Consider the following 17712-nt stretch of genomic DNA (forward strand, 5'->3'; position numbering starts at 1 on the left):
CCCCTTCCGAGGGGGCCGGGCCTCCGGTCCGTGCGGGTGCCGGATCAGGTGATCTGCGGCTCGAAGTCCCAGAAGGGGCGGTTGCGGGAGCGGGCCGAGATGGTGTGGACGTGCTGCTTGCCCAGGGTCGTGTCGAGGTCCGACAGAGCCTCCTGCTCGACCTTCTCCGCCTGTCGGCGGTCCCTCAGGCCGCGGAGGTCGGCCGCGTACGCGATACGGGCGGACAGGGTCAGCGGATGGGTTCGGCCGAGCGCCTCGATGGCCCGGGTGATGGTGTCCTTGCTGAGCGATGCGGCGGACTCGGTGTCTCCGACGAGATTGCGCAGGGCCGAGGCGTTGATGGCACACCCCAGAGCCCAGGGGTGGTTCTCCCCCACCGCCTCGGTCATGTCGGCCAGCGCCTGTTCGATCATGACGTGGGCGTGCTCCCGTTCGCCCACGCTGCGCAGGATCAGGGCCTGGTTGGCACGCGCTCCGGAGACGAAGGGGTGCACGTCCAGCATCACTTCGTAGCGGGCGAGGAGTGACTCGCCGAGCTCCCGTGCCCGGTCGATGTCACCGTGCTCCCGTACGAAACAGCTCTGGGTGACGGCGAACCTCAGGGTGAGCGGGTCCGTCTCGCCCAGGACGCGCTCGCAACGCTCCAGCACGCTCGTGAGGAGCGCGCCCGCCTTCTCGCGCTCGCCGCTGCGGTACTGGCACAGAGCGAGGTTGTGCTCGGCCTCCAGCGTCTGCGGGTTGTCGGGGCCCATCACGAACTTCTGCTCGCGTACGTTCCTCGCCTGGACCGATTCGGCCTCCGCGTAGCGGCCGAGGAGACGTAGATCGGTCGCGTAGGCGTACTCGGAGTAGAGCGTCCACGGGTGCCGTGCCCGCAGCAGCAGCCGCCGCTCCTCCATCGTCCGCTGGTTCCAGTCGAGGGACTCGTCGTAGCGGCCGAGCAGGCGCAGTGAGACCGCGAGGTTGTTCTGCGCGTTGAGGGTGCGCGAGTCCTGGTCTCCCAGGAGTTCCCGGTACGCCGCCAGGATCCAGCCGGACAGTTCCATGGCCTCGTCGTAGCGGGCGAGGCCGCGCAGGCTCGCGGCGAGGCCACCGGCGGCTCGCAGGTGCTCCAGGTCCTGCGGTCCGCGTTCCTCTCGGAGATGCTCCGAGGCGGCCCGCATGATCTCCTCCGTGCTGCCGTAGTCGCCCACCGCGCGCAGCAGGTTGGCGTAGTGGTGGGTCAGCTCCCACACCCGAGGGTGGGTCTCGCCGAGCAGGGAGCGCCACGCATCCAAGGCGCGTCTGCCGAGTGCGATCCCCGACGCGTACTCGCCGGAGAAGTACATGTAGCGCAGGCAGTTGAAGACCAGCCGCTGGACGGCGGGGTCGGTGCTGTTGAGCGCGTCCGCGTATTCCAGATGCGGGACGATGTCCGCGTAGCCCTTCCACAGTTCGGGGTCCGTGGGCCTGCGTGGATCGGCGGCCGCGAGTGCGCCCCGCACCACGTCGGTGAACTCGCGCCGGTCCGCCGCAGGCATGTCGTTGCGCACGATCTGGTGCACCATGCGGTGGAGGTACAGGGCCTCTCCGGTGGCCGCCGCGTCGTCGGACGGTACTTCGTGGGACTCCAGGCGGACCACGGAGTACTGGCGCAGCTGGTTGATCGCCTTGTTCCACAGGAGCGGGTCGTTGAGCAGTCCGGCGACCTGCTCGGGCAGTTCGTCGTGCGGCATCTCCTTGAGGAGACGTACGGGGATGAAGCCGGGCGCGAAGAACGTGCACAGGCGCAGCAGGTCGACGGACTCCGGGACGGTCTCGCGGAGTTTGTTCAGCAGTATCGACCAGGCGGTCTGGAAGGCCAGTGGGAAGTCGCCGGAGACCTTGACCACGTCCTCGTCGATGCCTCCGTCCAGGAGGGCGATGTAGTCCTGCACGGAGAGGTCGGAGTCGTTCAGCCAGCCCGCCGTCTGGTCAAGGAGCAGGGGCAGATCCTCCAGCGCCTCCGCCAGCTGGTCGGCCTCTGGCTCCGTCAGCCGGGGCGCACGGCGGCGGATGAACGCCACCGACTCGTACCTGTCGTACACCGGCACCTCAAGGAGTCTGCTGTTGTGCTCCCCCCACTCGGGGTTGCGTGAGGTGATCAGCACATGGCCGGGGCCGGTCGGTACCAGGTCCCAGATCTGGTTCGGGTCGTCCGCACCGTCGAGTACCAGCAGCCAGCGCGCGTAGGGATCACCGCGGCGCAGCGACTCCCGCACCGCGCGCAGCCGTTCGCCGTACTCCTGGCCCGTGGACAGGCCCAGCCTCGGGGCGAGTTCGGCGAGATGACGTCGGTAGGTGACCCGGCTCTCGGCGTTGACCCACCACACCACGTCGTACTCGGGCCCGAAGCGGTACACGTACTCCGCGGCGAGCTGGGTCTTGCCGACCCCCGACATGCCGTGCATGGTGACCACACCGGCGCCCGGATCGGCGCCCGTCAGCAGGTGGTAGGCCTCGTTGAGCAGCGACTCACGGCCGGTGAAGCGGGTGTTGCGGCGCGGCACCCCGCCCCACACCTCGGGCATGGCCGCCGGGAAGCGCGTCCCTCGACGGAGGTCCTCCGCGGACTGCGGCAGCGGATCACCGGGCAGGTCGAGCCGCTCCAGGAGACGCCGCTCGGCCTCGTCCGCGCCCATGTTGGTCAGATTGACGGCGGCGAGCACCGCGGTGGCCGTGGGCACGGCGGCCGTGGTGACCGAGACGGCCGCGAAGCGGGACACGTCGGGCGCGACCACCTCGCGCAGCGCGGCGTTCCACTCCTCGTGGGTGCGCGGGCCGAGTCGGAAGTACCACTCGCTGACGACGACCAGGATCCGGCCCTCGGCGTCCTTCAGGTCCCGCAGCAGGTCCACGAGGGGAGTCTCGGCAGGGGAATCCCACCGCGCGTACACGACATGGTGGCCGCGGCGCTGCAGACGGTCCCCCATCCATGCCGCCCAGGGCCGGTTGAAGCCCGCGAAACTGATCGTAACGGTCTGCTTCGCGGCCCCCCTTTCGGCTGGCCCGACCGGCTTTCGAGCTCCAGACATGCAGCGGCCTCCCCGCACGTAATATCAGAACTTTAGAACTTGGGCGCGGCACCGCGATAGGTACGGACGGGCATCCGTCGCACTCGCACTCCGCGGTTCACATCTCTTCCCGCGTGCGCAACGATCTTCACCCGAATCGGCAACGGAATTCACCCCGTTGGGCGAATTCGACGGCCCGCCCACAGAGCGCGTGCCGCCGCGACGTACGCCCTCGCCCGCGCCGCCTGTCCACGGGGAGGAGGGTGTTCCTCCAGCCGTTCATGCACAGCGACCATCTGATCGACGAACCGGCGTCCCCGCGCCGTCAGGTCACCCGATCCGACGAGCGTCGGCAGCACCGCCCCGACCTGCTCCTGGTAGCGGGCGTGCAGGGTCCACGCCGACTCCCGGTGGGCCGGACGGGTGGCGGTGAGCGCGCAGCGCTGGAAGAAGTCCGCCAGCGCGAGGTGCGAGTACGCGCCCTGCAGCAGGCCGTCGTACGGGCGCGGATCCGGGCGCCATGGCGCGAAATACCTTTGCTGCGGCCCGGCGTGATGCAGGGTCAACATGTCGCTGAGCGCGGCCAGTTTGGTGTGCTGGAGTTCATGCACGAGCGTCGCCGCGAAGGTCGCCGGGGTGGGCGGCGTACTGCTGAGCACGGCCCCGAAGGCCTCGCGACGGGTGCCGCTGCAACTTCCGCCGGCTCGGCCACCGCCGGCCGAGCCGGGAGGATCGGCCAGCGGAACCAGGCACCGCAGCAGGGCCACGACCTCCCCGACCCGCTGCTCACCGCCGAGACCCAGCGCGGCGGCGGTCCCCGACCAGGAGTGCAGCCAGCGTTTGCGTCCGGCGTCGTCGAGCGTGGTCGGGCCGCTCAGCCCGTGGTGACGCGGTCCGCCGCGCGCCGTGCGGTACGGGTCCAGGTCGTCCAGCGGCATCGGCCCGGCACCGGACAGCAGGCCGGGCAGCGCGTACGAGGGTGTCCAGGCGGGGGCCGCGGACCAGGCACCCGTCCCGCTCTCCAGACGTACGGTGATGTCCGCGGCGCCGGACTGACGCAGGGTCAGGCACCCCCGGCGGTGGACGACGTCGACCGGGACGTCCCCGGGTGCGGCGGTACGCAGCACGCCGAGTGAGGGCAGGACGAGCACTCCGTCCCGGGCCGACAACCGCACGGCGTACGAAATCCCGGCGCGCGCGGCTGCCACCGCGGCGAGCGCGCTGAAGTGGGCCAGGTCGTGTGCCAGTTCGCGTGTCCCCTCCGCGGTGGGCGGGCCGGCCGCCGCGCCGAGTTCGCGCAGACATCGCCGGGCCCATGGTCCGACCAGGGGGTGGAGGAGGCGGGCGCGAGCCGGCGAGAGAGGGGCGTGCGGGGGGATGTATCCGGATGGGGTGGTCGCCGGGTTTGGTGTCGGGCCGGTGGCTGCGGCTGTGGCCGCCGGGTCCGGTATCGGGCCGTCGGCTGGGGCTGCCGCCGCCGGTTTCGCTGTCGGGCCTGCCGTCGTGTCTATGACCGAGTCCCTGGCCGTGTCTCTGGCCGCGTCTCTGGCCGAGGCGGACGCCGGATCCGCTGCCAGGTCCCCGGGGAAGGCGGACCCCCGGTCCGCTGCCGCGCCGCCCCCCGCAGGCGCCACCCGGTCCGCCTCGGCCAGCAGCGCCCAGTCATCCCGTACCCGCGCCCGTGCGTCGGCGGAGCACACCCTCGCGTCGGCACCCTCCGCCGCGTCGAGCACCGCCCGCAGCATCACCAGCCGTCGGGTGTCCTGGTCGCGCACCAGGAGCGCGAGAGTATCGGGGCCGCCCTCGGTGCGGCCGAGTTCGGCCAAGGCGCGGTCCGGGACCGGCGAAAGTGTCACAGGGTGCCCCCTTCGCAAGAGGCGGACGGTGCCGCGGCGGCGGACACCGGGCGAGCGGGGGCGGCGCTCTCTGCCAGCCGCCCCGCCACATGGCGGATGAAGCGCTCGAGGTCGGCGCAGTAGACGGAGGGGTTGGCGAAGCCCTGTCCGGTGCGGTAGCGGTGCGCGTAGTTGCCGCCGCCGCAGACGGAGAGCAGTGGGCAGGCCCGGCAGCCCGCGGCCAGCGCGGCGGCGCCCGCCTGTCGTGCGGCCACGCCCGGGTGGCGCAGCGCCGCGTCGAAGGTGTGGCGGAAGACGTCGAGGCCGGTCCGCGCGGCGCCCTCGTAGGCGGACTTGAGCGAGTCGACCTGCTCGATCGACCCGTCGGTCTCCACCACCACAGCGTCGAAGGGCGCGAGGCCCAGCGACTCGGTCGCGGCGGGCAGCCCGAGGAGCAGGGCGAGACACTCCTCGAAGAGCCGTACGCGGGTTTCCCGTCGCCCGGCGTCCCACCAGCGGTCGAAGACGGCGCACAGCCAGTCCCCGTACGGGGCACCCGAGGAATCCCAACCCGGCGGTGGCGCCGACCAGTTGCCGTGCGGCAGCAGCAGGTCGATGGCCGGTGGCCGCAGGTCGAGCAGGGACTCGTACAGCTCGACGGGGTCGGTCCCGGGGTCCACGACCGTGAGGATTCCGGCGTACGTCCCCGGAAATCGGTCGGCGATCAGGCGCGTGCCGCGCGAGGCGGCGGGCCAGGACGGGCGTCCTGCGTGGTCGGTGCGCCGCGTGTTGTGCGCGGGCAGGCCGCCGTCGAGGCTGATGCCGACGCGGATGCCGTGCCGGGCCAGGACGGCGAGCCGCTCCTCGGTGAGGAGGGTGGCGTTGGTCTGGACGGTGGCGTGGACCGTGCAGGAGGCGGGGACCTCGTCACGGACGAGATCGGTGAAGCGGGCGAGCGTGTCCGCGCCCGCGAGCAGGGGCTCGCCGCCGTGCAGGACCAGGGAGATCGCCGTGAGCCCGTGGGCGCGCGCGTGCTCGCCGATACGGGACGCGGTGCGGGCCAGGACGGCCGGCGGGGCGGCGGCGGGGCGCGCGCGCCAGGTGTGGTCTGGGCCCTCGTACAGGTAGCAGTAGGTGCAGGCGAGGTTGCAGCGACCGTGCATCTTGACGATGAACTGCCGGAAGGGGAACGGGAGTTCGAGCTCCGATACGGAGGGGCCGGAGGGGGCGGAATCCACAGGCACCGGAGATGTCGCAGACGCCACGGACGCCACGGACGACCCAGACACCACAGAACCCGTCGGCATCACCGGAGCCGTCGTCGGCATCGCGGAAACCACCGAATTGAAAGCTGCCGCCGCCCTCACGGAACCCGGAAAACCCGCCGAACCCACCGAAGTCGAACCCGAAGCCCCGGAGGTCACCTCTTCAGACACTCAGGCCACCCCCATGATGTACGGCCCGTGATCCCACGGTACGGCCCGCGCCACGACCCCCTGACCCGTACGGGGCCGCATTCCCTGAAGGGGACCGGACGCAAACGCCGCCCAATCGAACTTGTCCGGTTCAACCACAAGGCAGACCGGAACCACCGCCCCGCGGGCTCCGTTTGAGTACGTTTGTTCCTCACCGAGAGGCGCCTCAGAACGCGTTGTTGAACCCCCAGAGCATCTCGCTCGGTTGCCCGGCCCGCTCCGTCAGCTCGGCCAACACCTCGGCCAGCACCGGGTGTTGAACCGTCCTCAGGTCCGCCAGATCCAGCGACAGCAGATCGGGCAACTCCGGCAGCTCCTCCCCGGAACCCGGCAGATCACTCTGTACGCCCATGCTTTCCCCCTCCTTCGCTCACTCCGGTCACTCCAGCTCGGCCAGCCGCTGGGCGGTCTGCCGGGCGGTCGGCTCACCCGTGGCCACCGCGCCGTCGGGCAGCCTCGACCACTCGGCCCGGGCAGCCCGGTACGCCTCGCGTGCGGCGCGCGGGCGCGCGGCCGCCTCGTAGGACATACCCCGCCAGTGGTGCGCCTGCGCGCCCAACTCCATGGCCTCCTGGCGCCGCCGGTCGGTCTCGGCGACCTCCTCGGCATCGCGGGCCGACTCCGCCGCGGCGCGGAAGGCGTCGACGGCCTCGTCGAGGCGCGCGGGGCGGCCCAGGCTCTGGTACGCCTCGAAATGGGCCTGCCCGAGCTCCAGCCAGCAGCGCGCGGCCATCAGCGGTTCGCCGGCTTCCTGAGCCGCGAGGCCGAGAAGGTGTTCGGCCTCGCGCAGATCGACGCGGTCTCCCCGGTCGCGGTGGCGCAGCATCAGGGCCCGGCCGAGCAGCAGCAGGCGGCGGGCGAGGTGGCCGCTGCCCGCGGGGGTCTCCGTACGGCAGTCGCGCAGCACCCGGATGGCCCGGGAGAGCGACTCGCGCGCACCGGGTCCGGTGTCGAGCACGGCGCGGCGCAGCAGCACTTCGCCCCACTCGGCGAGGACGTCCGCGTGCGCGGGGGCGTCCCTGGGCACACCTCGGGCGGCGTGCTCGAAGTGCTCGGCGGCGGCCCGCAGTTCACCCGGGTCGCCCGACTCGGCGTACCGCGCCACCCTGATGCGGCCCGCGCGCACCAACAGCGAGGCACGCAGGCCCTGTTCACGGGTCAGGCCCAGGGCCTCGTCGACGCGTGCCTGGGCGTCGTCGAGGGCGCCGCCGGACTTCAGGAGCGCGTCGATGAGGTCGAGGAGGATGCGGACGCGGGCGCGGGAGGGTTCGCCCGCGAGGGGGAGCACATGGCCGGGGCCCGGGTCGAGGGCGTCGCGCAGGGAGTGCGCGCCCTGCTCCGCGTACAGCCGGGCCTGTTCGTCGTCGGCGGTGTCTCCCGACAGGTGCAGCAGTACGCGGCCGTGGGCCAGCGGGAGTTCGGGCGGGCGTTGGCTCCGTTCGGGCCAGGCGTCGGCGAATGCCTCCAGCATGCCGACCGCGCTCTGGAGCAGCGCGCTGTCGCCGCCGAGCCGCCACTGCGTCTCCAGCGCGCGCACCCGCTCCAGGGTGAGCCCGAGTGCTTCCTCGGTCTCCAGTTCGGTCGCCGCGCAGGCCACCGCGTACTCGCGGTCGGCGCGCTGCAGGAGGTCGAGCGCGCCGCGATTGTCGCCGCGGCGCCTGCGGTCGATGGCGGCGGAGTGCAACACCCTTGCGAGCGCGGCCCGTTCACGCAGCGCCCTGGGGTGCGCGACGGCTCGCTCGGCCGCCGCCTCCGCCTCCCGCAGCAGCTCCGGGCCGCCCTGTACCTCCCACAGCCGCAGCAGGCTGGTGGCGTACTCGGCCCAGAGTTCGGGGTCGGCCCCGGCGGGTCGTTCGTGTTCGGTGGCGCCGCGCAGCAGCTGTACGGCGTCGATGAGGTCCTGCACCATGCCGTCGGTGTCGAACTGGCCGACCAGGGAGCGGGCCCGGATCACCGCGGTGTGGGTCGGGCGGTCGTCGACGAGGTCCGTCCGACCCCGGCCGCCGTACAGCGCGAACTGTTCCGGCAATGGCATGAAGCGCTCCAATACCCGTGCGGCGACCTCGGCGAAGGGCTGCGGCACGAGGGTGCCGCCGCCGTTGTCCCCGTTGTCTCCGTGCCCGCTCTGGTATCCGTCACCGGGCGCGTACGGCCGCCCGGAACCGCCCTCGCCGAGCTGCGCGAGCGCCAGGGCCGGGAAGTTGGGGCCGCCCTTGCCGAAGCGGTTCTCGATGTACTCGGAACAGTGCTTGAGGACGAGCATGGCCTCGTCCCGGCCCAGCGGCGACAGCAGCGCCTCCTGCACGCCGGGCGCGAACTCGTACCACTGGGCGCCGTCCGCCCCGTACTCCTCTTCCTTGGCACGCGAGACCAGGCCGCTGAGCAGCACCTCGGCCAGTTCGGAGGGTCCGGAGTCGGGCAGCATGGTCCGCTGCACCAGCTGCATCACGGGCAGGCTGAGCGGCGCCGCCGCGACATAGCCGGCGAGTCGTCCGGCGGTCTGGGAGGCGTTGGAGCGGAACCGGCTGACCAGTTCGAGCGCGGACAGTGTGCGTCCGGGGCGGGCCGCCCGGGCGGGCGCGTGGTTCGCGCGCACCCAGCCGACCGCTCCGGCGACGGGACCGGCGCCGGCGCCGGACAGTAGCCGCGCCCAGGCGCCGAGCGCGGCGGGCTCCGGAGGCAGTACGGGCACCGGGAGCGCGCCTTCGCGGGCCTCCGGCGGGGCGCCCGCCGGCAGCCGGACCTTCAGCGTGGCGGCGCCCGCGAGCGCCTCGCCGCGCGTCAACTCGCCGTACGAGACCGGGAGTCGGGTGCGGTTCCACATGCGCTGCGGCAGCGGCTGGAGTACGGCGGCGGGGCCCTGCCGGGACAGGTGGTGGAGCAGCCGGTGGGCGTGGCCGCTGTGCCACAGCGGGCCCGCGCAGTCGCTGACCAGAACGGTGATCCGGCGGCCCGTGGGGTCGCTCAGCCGGTCCGCGGAGTGCAGCGGGGCCGCGTGCGGCTCCGGACTGCGGCTGACGGCCGGCGCGCCGTCCGGGCCGGGGTGCAGATGGCTGACCTGGATGTCCCAGAAGGCACCCAACTGGCCGAAGACCTGCTCCAGTTCGGCGAACATCCGGTCCCACACCCGCATCGACGAGGAGGCGTCCATCACCAGCTGGAGCGCGGCGTCGGCCCGGGTCACCCCGCGGAACACCGGCAGCACGAGACCGCCCGCCCTGGCGCTCAGCTCCGCGGTCGCCGTCTCGTCGAGGACCGTCCGCAGGGGCGGGGCGGCGGTCCGGTAGCCCTGCAACGGCCGTAAGGCGCGCTGGAGTTCGAGCGGCGCGGGGAACGCGGGCGCGGCGGGCACCCCGATCGGCAGCGCCGTGGCCCGGCCGTACCCACGCGTCCGCGCGCCGCCGTCCAGCGGTACGGGGTACAGCGCGACACGGCGGTCCGCGCCCGCACCCTGCTCAGGCTCCGGCCGGTCGCCGGGCGGGACGGCAACGGTGTCCCGGGTGTCCGGCCGATCGGTGACCGGGTCACGACCGGCGGGCAGCGCACCGGGCGACGGGACGGCTCCCTCCTGCACGTCACCGGCGTCCGGCGGACGCGTCCAGCGGGCCAGCCAGAGGGTGTCGCACAGCTGCTCGGCGTCGGGGTCGAGCCCGATCCGCCGCAGCCGGACGACGAGTTCGGCGATCGGGTCGCCGCCGGAAGGCCCGGAGGATCCGGAGGGCCCGGAAGGTCCGGAAGGTGTCGACCCGCTTCCGGTCGGTATCGGAGGGACGGGCCCGTGGCGCGCCGCTGCGTCAGGCATCAGCGGTTCACCTCGGGCGGTCGAGTCGCTGGATGAGCAGGTCCGCGAGACGGTCGCGACTTGGCGGGGCTGCCGCGTCGGTGAGGTAGATGGCGTTCAACAGCTGGTCGGCGGCGACTAGTTCGCTGCGGGAGCGTTCCAGGAAGTGGGTGATGAGATCGTCTCCGGCCCGCGCGGCCTCGTCGCCGAGGTGGGCGCGTACGAAGGTGGCGAGACGTTTGTGATCCGGGCGGCCGAGTTCCAGGTGGATGCAGCGGCGCATGAGGGGGGCGGGAAAGTCGCGCTCGCCGTTGCTGGTGAGCACCACGAACGGGAAGGCACGACAGCGCACCCGGCCGTCCCGCACCCGCGCCTTGGTGCCGTCGGCGGTGAGCACCTGGGCCTCGCCGTCCGGCAGCCGGTCGGCGACGCGCTCCAGCTCGGGGATCGCGAACTCGCCCTCCTCCAGCACGTTGAGAAGGTCGTTCGGCAGGTCGATGTCGCTCTTGTCCAGCTCGTCGATGAGCAGCACACGCGGGGTGTCGGACGCCAGCAGCGCGGTTCCGAGGGGGCCGAGGCGGATGTAGCTGCCGATGCCCTCGACGGAGCCGGGGGCCCCGGGAGTGGCCGGGTCGGCGCCCTGCGGCGCGGCGATCTGCACGTCCTGGAGCCGGGCGATCGCGTCGTAGTGGTACAGCCCGTCCTGGAGCGTGGACCGGCTGACGATCGGCCACCGCAGCACATTGCCCAGACCGAGTTCGTACGCCACGGAATGCGCGAGCGTGCTCTTGCCCGCGCCCGGACTGCCGGTGACGAGGAGGGGCCGGCGCAGATAGAGCGCCGCGTTGATCATCTCGAGTTCCTCGGCGCCCGGCCGGTGCAGTTCGGCCAGGTGCCGGTGCGCGCCCAGCCTGCGGTCCTCGGAACCGTCACCGTTCGTCCCGGCCGCGGCCTCGGCCCGGCTCGCGAAATCGCGCCACGGAGGCGGGTCCGGGAGGCGGTCTATGCCGTCGTGGGGTTCACCGGCGCCCCGGTAGATGAGCCACTCGCTGGATTCGGTCATTGCCCAGTCCTCGTCGTCACTCGTCCACCACGGCAGCCGTCGAACGTGCATCACGGTATCGACCCTCGGGGGGCCTCGATAGAGCCAAGTGCGAGGTCATGGCAGCCCAGTTGGGCGCCGTACGGCCGTGTTCGGCCACGTGGTCCCGGCCCTGCTCGGCCATGCCGTACGGGCCCGGCGGGGCCACCTCGTACGGGCTCTGTACGGCGGGGTGCCGGATCCTCCGGTCATGGCGCCTCCAACAGGTCTCCGGTCCCCGGCAAGGGCTGGCGTGGATCGTCGTAGAACAGGGCAATTCCCTTGGCCCAGAAGGTCTCTGGCTTTCCCGCGCGCAGGCCCGCCCGCAACGCGTGGACGAGCTCGGGGAGCCGCTCCGCGCTGCCCGCGCCCGCGACGGTGTCACCCGCCCGCCGGTGGAACTCGCCGCAGACGGCGTCCGTCTGGCCCCGCCAGCGCCGCCAGAGCGCGACGCCGAAGCCTCCGTGCACGATCCGTACGAGCGCCACCGGATCGTCCTCGAAGCGCTGGTCGCCGTAGCGGCAGAGCACCGGAACCGTTCTGTGCGACAGGTCGCGCAGTGACCCCGCGGGTGGCACGGGTACCCGCAACCCGTCCTCGCAGTCCAGGACTTCGGCCCTCGCGCCGTACGCGTGGATGAAGTGCCAGCGGGCCTCGCGTCCGTCGTGCGCGTCGTGCTCCTCCTCCACGGGAACCTGCCCCCCGCCGGGTGAAGGGCGATCGTCCCCGTCGGACAGCCGGTCCGCGTCGGGCAACTGGTCCCGGTCGGCGCAGCGCACGACGACGGGCCTGCGGGCGCCGAGCGGTGGCTCGTCCGGTCCGAACTTCCAGGCGTCGACGTCCAGTCCGAGCAGCGGATGCGGCAGCGCGACCTGGAGCACGGCGGGCCGTCCGGGTTCGTCGCACTCGCGGAACGCCTCGGCGAGGGGCGCCGCGAGGGCACCGGGCAGGCCGGTCAGCGGGGTGCGCTCGCCGTCGCCGAAGCGCACCACCTCCCCGGTCGGCCGACTCACGGAGACCCGCCAGTCGCAGCGGTCCGGTTCCCAGCCCAGCTGCACCAGTTCGACGAGGGCGAAGGGGTGGGGCGCACCGTGGGCGGCGTGTGCCGTCGCGTGCGCCGAGTCGTGCGCCGGCTGTGCTTCCGAAGGGAACGGCTCACGCTGCGGCGCCTGGAGCCGCTCGATCCGCTGCCGGCCGAGGCGGCGGCGGTACTCGGGACCCGCGCGGCCCTCCGCGGTCTGCCGCACCCACTCCCACAGCGACCGCTCCGCGCTCTGGGTGCCGGGCGTGACGAAGGGACGCTCCGCGGACAGCACGCGCATCGCATAGTCCAGTACGAGTTCCAGCGCGCCGTCCTGGCGGGGGCTCTCGTACAGCGCGCCCAGCCCGTCGCGCCAGCCGCGCGGCGCCGGGTGCGGGATCGCGGCCCGGCCGCCGAGGAGGGATTCGAGGATGTCCAGCAGGGCGCGGGTGCTGACCGGCGGCGGCAGGTCGGCGAGCCGGCCGAGCAACTGGGTCCGCTCGTCCGGGTCGAGGGCGCGGCCCGGTCGTGCACCCAGCTGGTTCTGCACGTCGGCCCAGGTGCTGCGGTCGTTGTCGGGGTGGCGCTGCCGGTCCCGGTGGTATCTGTCATGGGCGTGGAAGACGGCCTGGTAGAGGTCGTCGTGCTCGGCCCGCACCTCTTCAGCGGGCACGGCCAGGGAACGCAGCTGCTCCACGCCCGTGGAGGTGCCGCCGAGCCCGCGGTCCGCCTGCGACTTCAGTACGCCGACGACCGCACCGCTCACGGGATCGACCACCGGCCCGCCCGAGACGCCCGGCGGCAGCACATCGCCGCCCAGCCGTATCTGCTCGTCCGCGGACCAGCCACCGAGGGTGCCCTGCACCGTGCAGGTGCCGTTCAGACGGGTCAGCTCCCCGCCCACCACCGACCATCCCGAGTAGAAGACTCTCGCCTCCCCGTAGTACGCGGCCGGACGCTCGGTGACATAGGCGCAGTCGTGGTCGACGGGCTCGCGCAGCCGCACGAGCGCCAGGTCCGGGGCCGGCCAACTGCCCCGTACGGCACGCTCGACGTGCTCCGGGAGAGACGTCGCCACCTCACCGGCGACAGCGGACGTACCGCGTCCCGGCCCGGTCTCGTACACCACGGTGACCTCGCCCCCCTCCCCGCTCCGTGCCACATGCGCGCAGGTGAGAACCCAGTTGGGAGCGACAAAGAACCCGCTCCCGAGGAACGTGCCGGGTTCGTCCAGGTCATACCCGGCCCCCGCCCGATGGATGCGGACCGTCGCCGCCATGACGAGATCACGCAGCGCACGGTGAGCGTTCCCGAGCCCGCCCGATGCGCCTGGGGCGTGCCCGTCCGTCATCCTCGGCCCCCAAGCGCCGCGTCCCCACCGACACCGTGCGCCGGGGCGCCGGGGGGCGCGCCCCCTGGGACGGCGCGCGGCGAACCGGCACTCCCGTCCGTCGGGGCGAGGTCCGGTCCGTCGTCGGCTCCGTCGACCGGGTTGATGACCGGTCCGCCTCCGCCCCCGTCGACCGGGTTGAGGATCGGTCCGTCTCCACCCCCGTCGACCGAGTCGAGGTCCGGTGGGCCGCCGTTCCAGGTGAGGGTCACCGTGAGGCCGGCCTTGGCCTCGCCGTCCGCGAGCAGGCCGATCACCTTGCCGGCCTTCGCCGTCAGCTCGATGCCGAACTCGACGCTGACCTCGTCGGGACGGACGGCGCGCAGCGGTGCGGCCAGTGAGCGCGCGACGCTGGTGATCACCGACTGCAGGCTCTCGACCTGTGCCTCGATCCGCTCACCGAACCCCGTGTCCGTGTACGACAGCCCGCCGGCCGGCGCCTCCAGCTCCTCGGCCCCCGAGATCCGGGCCCACACCGGTGTCCCGTCGGGCATCTCGATCCGTGCGATCCGGGTCACTCCATCACCCATGACATCCCCGTTCCCCCGTTCCCCCCACGCCCCCGTGGTCCCACCCGCCCGTTGCGCAGGCTAGTGGCAGGCCCACGGCCGCGCGAGAGGACCTCAGGGGCGGCACCCGCCCCCGCCTATCCTTTTCCCAGCCTTCCCTTACGGGAAGACTCCCGCCCACCACTTACCTCACGGAGCACCATCCATGTACTTCACCGACCGCGGCATCGAGGAACTGGAGAAGCGGCGCGGCGAGCAGGAGGTCACCTTCGAGTGGCTCGCCGAGCAGCTGCGTACGTTTGTCGACCTCAACCCGGACTTCGAGGTCCCGGTGGAGCGGCTGGCGACGTGGCTGGCGCGGCTGGACGATGAGGACGACGACGAGGAGTAGAGGCGGGGCGGTTCCGTGTCGTGCCGTCAGTCGCTGGAGCTTGCTTCCGTAGACGTCAGTCGCCGGCGCGCGCTTTCGTAGACGTCAGTCGAAGGCCCGCAGCCGGTCGTACGCCAGCCCCAGGGCGCCGTGGATCACCAGCAGAGCCCCCGCCGCGATCCAGCCGCCGCTGCGTCGCCGTACGCCCCAGGCGGCGAGCGGGACGCCGGCGGCCAGCTGGGCCACCGCGAGGGCGCGGGCCTTCGGGCCGCGCAGCCACGGTCCCAGGCTGCCGCCCTCCACCACGTCGAGCTCCGCACGGACCGCGGCACGCCACCCGGTCCACTCGATCTGCTCGGCGCCGGGCTGGAGGCGGGCCACTTCGCGGAGCCGCCCGACGGATTCGCCAGGGGTGAGCCCGGCCGGAAGTACCACCCCCGCGCGCGTGAGGACGGCGAGCAGCCCGCGCATACGCGCGCGGGCGTCGGCGGCCGCGTCGGGCTTGGCCAACTGCTCCAGGGACTGCATGTCGAGCACGGGATCGAGCCCGAGGCGGGCCGCGAAGGTGCGCATCGCCTCGTCCTCGCCGACCGGGGTGCCGTTCGCCAGCCACTCATAGCCGACGGTGCGCCGGAACCCGGACGCGAGGGTGTAGCCGCTGTGGTCGGCGTCCCACCAGAGGGCGAGTACGGGCCAGGGGGCGCCGACGCCGAGAGCCGTGGCCCAGCCGGTGAGCACCCGGTCGACGGGTTCGGCACCGTGCAGCCATGGCCTGCCCTCGGGAACCAGCACGCTCCACTCGTCTCCGGCCCCGGTGAGCAGCATCCGCTCACGCAACAGCTGTGCCGCGGGCCCGACCGACGAGGGTTGCGCCCGGCAGAGGAGCAGGGCACCGGGGGCTTGGCCCGAGGGCCCGCCGGACGTCGTGGACATGGTCATACGGTAGGCCCACCCAGGAGCAACTTGCCCCTTTTGTCCACCCGGAGGGCGTCAGAAGACCACCACAGAGCCGTCGGGCGAGATCACCGGAAAAGGTGTCTTGACTTTCCGTATCCGCGATATATCGTGTTCAGTGATAGACGCGATATGGCGCGTCACATCCCGATCCGGTCGAGGAGGTCGCACCATGTCCGAGTGGTCCGTAGCCGAGCCCAGCAAGCTCACCTTCGACGCCCCCGTGACGGCACTGCATGTGCGCGTGGTCAACGGAACAGTGAACGTCGTGGGCACCGACGAGGGTTCCGCCCGGCTCGAGGTGTCCGAGCTGGAGGGCCCGCCACTCGTGGTGACCCAGAAGGACGGCACGCTCACTGTGGCGTACGAGGACCTTCCCTGGAAGGGCTTCCTCAAGTGGCTCGACCGCAAGGGCTGGCGCCGCAGCGTGGTGGTCTCGCTGGCCGTCCCCGCGAGCACGCGGGTCGAGGTGGGCGTCGTCGGGGCCAACGCCGTGGTGTCCGGGACGGACGGACGGGTGGAGGTGAAGGGCGTCACGGGCGACACGACGCTGGTCCGCATCGCGGGCCAGGTACGCGTGGACACGGTGTCCGGGAACCTGGAGGCCCAGGCCGTCACCGGCGACCTCCGCTTCAACTCCGTCTCCGGCGACCTGACGGTCGTCGAGGGCTCGGGCTCCTCCGTGCGGGCCGAATCGGTGAGCGGCTCGATGATCGTGGACCTGGACACCACGGGCTCCCCGACCGACGTCCAGCTGTCGAACGTCTCGGGCGAGATCGCCATCCGGCTCCCGCACCCGGCGGACGCGGTGGTGGAGGCGAACACCACGAGCGGCAAAGTCTCCAACGCCTTCGAGGATCTCCGGGTCAACGGACAGTGGGGCGCCAAGAAGATCACCGGCCGGCTTGGCGCCGGAAACGGCAAGCTGAAGGCGCTCACCGTCTCCGGTTCCATCGCCCTGCTTCGCAGGCCACCGACGGAGGACGAGCCGCCCGAGGACCCGCAGGACGCCGCGCTCAAGGCCTCGGCCGAAGCTCCCTCCGCCGCCCCGACCGACGGCCCGACCGACAAGAAGGTGCTCTGAGATGGCCCCCGTCTTCGCCCATGGCCGTCTCCGGCTCTACCTCCTGAAGCTGCTGGACGAGGCGCCGCGCCACGGGTACGAAGTGATCAGGCTCCTGGAGGAGCGCTTCCAGGGCCTGTACGCCCCCTCGGCGGGCACCGTCTACCCGCGGCTGGCCAAGCTGGAGGCCGAGGGACTCGTCACGCACACCACCGAGGGCGGTCGCAAGGTGTACGCGATCACGGACGCGGGCCGCGCCGAACTGGCCGACCGCGGTGGCGAGCTGGCCGACCTGGAGCTGGAGATCCGCGAGTCGGTGGCGGAGCTCGCGGCGGAGATCCGTGCCGATGTACGGGGCGCGGCAGGCGATCTGCGACGCGAGATGCGAGCGGCGGCCACGGAGGCCCGGCGGGGCGGCTCGGGCGGCGCCGGAGCCAAGGAACACGACGGCGCGCAGGGCGAGTTCGGGGACTTCGGCGACTACCGCGACAAGGAGTCGTGGCGGGTGGCGAAGGAGGAGATGCGGCGCGTCAAGCAGGAGTGGAAGGAGCAGGCCCGCCGCGCGAAGGACGAGAGCCGCCGCGCCCGCGACGAGGCGCAGCGCGCCCGCCGCCAGGCCAAGGAGGCCCAGGAAAGGGTCCGCGCCCAGGCCCAGGAGGAGATGCAGCGCATGGCCAAGCATGTCCAGGATCAGGTCCAGGACCACTTCGCACGGGGCGACTGGCCGACGGGCGTCCGCGAGGGCCTGACCGAACTGGCCAAGGAGTTCGGCGAGTTCGGGAAGAACTTCGGCAAGGACCTGAGCAAGGACTTCGGGAAGGACTTCGGCTTCGGTCGCCCGGAAACGGCAGCCGGACCGGCCGGCGGGACCAGGACGGCCAAGGAACCCCGGACGGACAAGGAGCCGGAGTACACGGTCACCCCGGACGACTTCCCCGCCGGCTACGAACCCTCCTGGGCCCACGAGGACTCCACCGACAACCCGGCCCGCGACCTGGACCGCCTCCTGGACCGCTTCCGCGACGACATCCGCGACGCGGCCCGCGACCACGGCGTGACGGAGGACCAACTCCGCGAGACCCGCCGCCACTTGTCGACGGCGGCGGCGCACATCGGAGTGGCGCTGAGGAAAACGAAGGGCTGACGTTTCAGCTCCGTCCGAGCCTCTCGGTCCGGTAATTGAGGACGAGTCCTTCGGCCC

Annotated in this window: 12 protein-coding genes; 3 read left to right on the top strand and 9 right to left on the bottom strand. The window is 72.5% G+C overall.

The features are described 5' to 3' along the window. Window positions 1-44 precede the first annotated feature (44 nt). The 8 genes from fxsT to OG266_RS14180 form a co-directional block, all read right to left on the bottom strand. Entirely contained in the window at window positions 45-3053 is a 3009-nt protein-coding gene (fxsT, locus tag OG266_RS14145; RefSeq protein WP_371545950.1) for an FxSxx-COOH system tetratricopeptide repeat protein, read from the bottom strand. Window positions 3054-3202: 149 nt separating this feature from the next. Next, the gene (locus OG266_RS14150; RefSeq protein ID WP_371545952.1) at window positions 3203-4888 is read right to left on the bottom strand and encodes an HEXXH motif-containing putative peptide modification protein; all 1686 of its coding nucleotides are present in this window, start codon (window positions 4886-4888) and stop codon (window positions 3203-3205) included. Then, entirely contained in the window at window positions 4885-6030 is a 1146-nt protein-coding gene (locus tag OG266_RS14155; protein ID WP_371552787.1) for an FxsB family cyclophane-forming radical SAM/SPASM peptide maturase, read from the bottom strand. Before OG266_RS14155 ends, OG266_RS14150 begins: the two co-directional genes overlap by 4 nt. A gap of 478 nt (window positions 6031-6508) precedes the next feature. Beyond that, the gene (fxsA, locus tag OG266_RS14160; protein ID WP_266454380.1) at window positions 6509-6694 is read right to left on the bottom strand and encodes an FxSxx-COOH cyclophane-containing RiPP peptide; all 186 of its coding nucleotides are present in this window, start codon (window positions 6692-6694) and stop codon (window positions 6509-6511) included. A gap of 27 nt (window positions 6695-6721) precedes the next feature. Next, the gene (locus OG266_RS14165; protein WP_371545954.1) at window positions 6722-10144 is read right to left on the bottom strand and encodes an SAV_2336 N-terminal domain-related protein; all 3423 of its coding nucleotides are present in this window, start codon (window positions 10142-10144) and stop codon (window positions 6722-6724) included. Window positions 10145-10151: 7 nt separating this feature from the next. Beyond that, window positions 10152-11186 (bottom strand): AAA family ATPase, encoded by a 1035-nt coding sequence (locus tag OG266_RS14170; protein WP_371545956.1) that lies wholly within the window; start codon window positions 11184-11186, stop codon window positions 10152-10154. 227 nt (window positions 11187-11413) lie between these two features. Continuing rightward, the gene (locus OG266_RS14175; protein ID WP_371545958.1) at window positions 11414-13504 is read right to left on the bottom strand and encodes a trypsin-like peptidase domain-containing protein; all 2091 of its coding nucleotides are present in this window, start codon (window positions 13502-13504) and stop codon (window positions 11414-11416) included. Window positions 13505-13572: 68 nt separating this feature from the next. Then, window positions 13573-14145: a CU044_2847 family protein gene (locus tag OG266_RS14180; protein ID WP_371545960.1), complete on the bottom strand. Its 573-nt coding sequence runs from the start codon at window positions 14143-14145 to the stop codon at window positions 13573-13575. A 184-nt stretch (window positions 14146-14329) separates the two neighbouring features. Between OG266_RS14180 and OG266_RS14185 the strand changes: the two genes are divergently transcribed. Beyond that, window positions 14330-14515, top strand: coding sequence for a DUF6104 family protein (locus OG266_RS14185; protein WP_371545962.1), 186 nt, complete (start codon window positions 14330-14332; stop codon window positions 14513-14515). Between the two features lie 84 nt (window positions 14516-14599). On the opposite strand, the gene OG266_RS14190 is transcribed toward OG266_RS14185, so the two are convergent. Continuing rightward, entirely contained in the window at window positions 14600-15427 is an 828-nt protein-coding gene (locus OG266_RS14190; RefSeq protein ID WP_371545964.1) for a hypothetical protein, read from the bottom strand. Between the two features lie 193 nt (window positions 15428-15620). Between OG266_RS14190 and OG266_RS14195 the strand changes: the two genes are divergently transcribed. Together OG266_RS14195 and OG266_RS14200 are read left to right on the top strand one after the other, a co-directional pair. After that, window positions 15621-16532: a DUF4097 domain-containing protein gene (locus OG266_RS14195; protein ID WP_371545965.1), complete on the top strand. Its 912-nt coding sequence runs from the start codon at window positions 15621-15623 to the stop codon at window positions 16530-16532. Window position 16533: 1 nt separating this feature from the next. After that, window positions 16534-17655: a helix-turn-helix transcriptional regulator gene (locus tag OG266_RS14200; protein WP_371545966.1), complete on the top strand. Its 1122-nt coding sequence runs from the start codon at window positions 16534-16536 to the stop codon at window positions 17653-17655. Window positions 17656-17712: the final 57 nt, after the last annotated feature.

Origin of the sequence: Streptomyces sp. NBC_00554 (genome assembly GCF_041431135.1) — a bacterium.
Taxonomy (GTDB): Bacteria; Actinomycetota; Actinomycetes; order Streptomycetales; family Streptomycetaceae; genus Streptomyces.

Excerpts from the sequence above, each read along its gene's own strand:
- OG266_RS14170 (WP_371545956.1), bottom strand. The coding sequence starts at position 11,186 with ATGACCGAATCCAGCGAGTGGCTCATCTACCGGGGCGCCGGTGAACCC.
- OG266_RS14195 (WP_371545965.1), top strand. The coding sequence starts at position 15,621 with ATGTCCGAGTGGTCCGTAGCCGAGCCCAGCAAGCTCACCTTCGACGCC.
- OG266_RS14180 (WP_371545960.1), bottom strand. The coding sequence starts at position 14,145 with ATGGGTGATGGAGTGACCCGGATCGCACGGATCGAGATGCCCGACGGG.
- fxsT (WP_371545950.1), bottom strand. The coding sequence starts at position 3,053 with ATGTCTGGAGCTCGAAAGCCGGTCGGGCCAGCCGAAAGGGGGGCCGCG.
- OG266_RS14175 (WP_371545958.1), bottom strand. The coding sequence starts at position 13,504 with ATGGCGGCGACGGTCCGCATCCATCGGGCGGGGGCCGGGTATGACCTG.
- OG266_RS14165 (WP_371545954.1), bottom strand. The coding sequence starts at position 10,144 with ATGCCTGACGCAGCGGCGCGCCACGGGCCCGTCCCTCCGATACCGACC.
- OG266_RS14185 (WP_371545962.1), top strand. The coding sequence starts at position 14,330 with ATGTACTTCACCGACCGCGGCATCGAGGAACTGGAGAAGCGGCGCGGC.
- OG266_RS14190 (WP_371545964.1), bottom strand. The coding sequence starts at position 15,427 with ATGTCCACGACGTCCGGCGGGCCCTCGGGCCAAGCCCCCGGTGCCCTG.
- fxsA (WP_266454380.1), bottom strand. The coding sequence starts at position 6,694 with ATGGGCGTACAGAGTGATCTGCCGGGTTCCGGGGAGGAGCTGCCGGAG.
- OG266_RS14200 (WP_371545966.1), top strand. The coding sequence starts at position 16,534 with ATGGCCCCCGTCTTCGCCCATGGCCGTCTCCGGCTCTACCTCCTGAAG.
- OG266_RS14155 (WP_371552787.1), bottom strand. The coding sequence starts at position 6,030 with ATGCACGGTCGCTGCAACCTCGCCTGCACCTACTGCTACCTGTACGAG.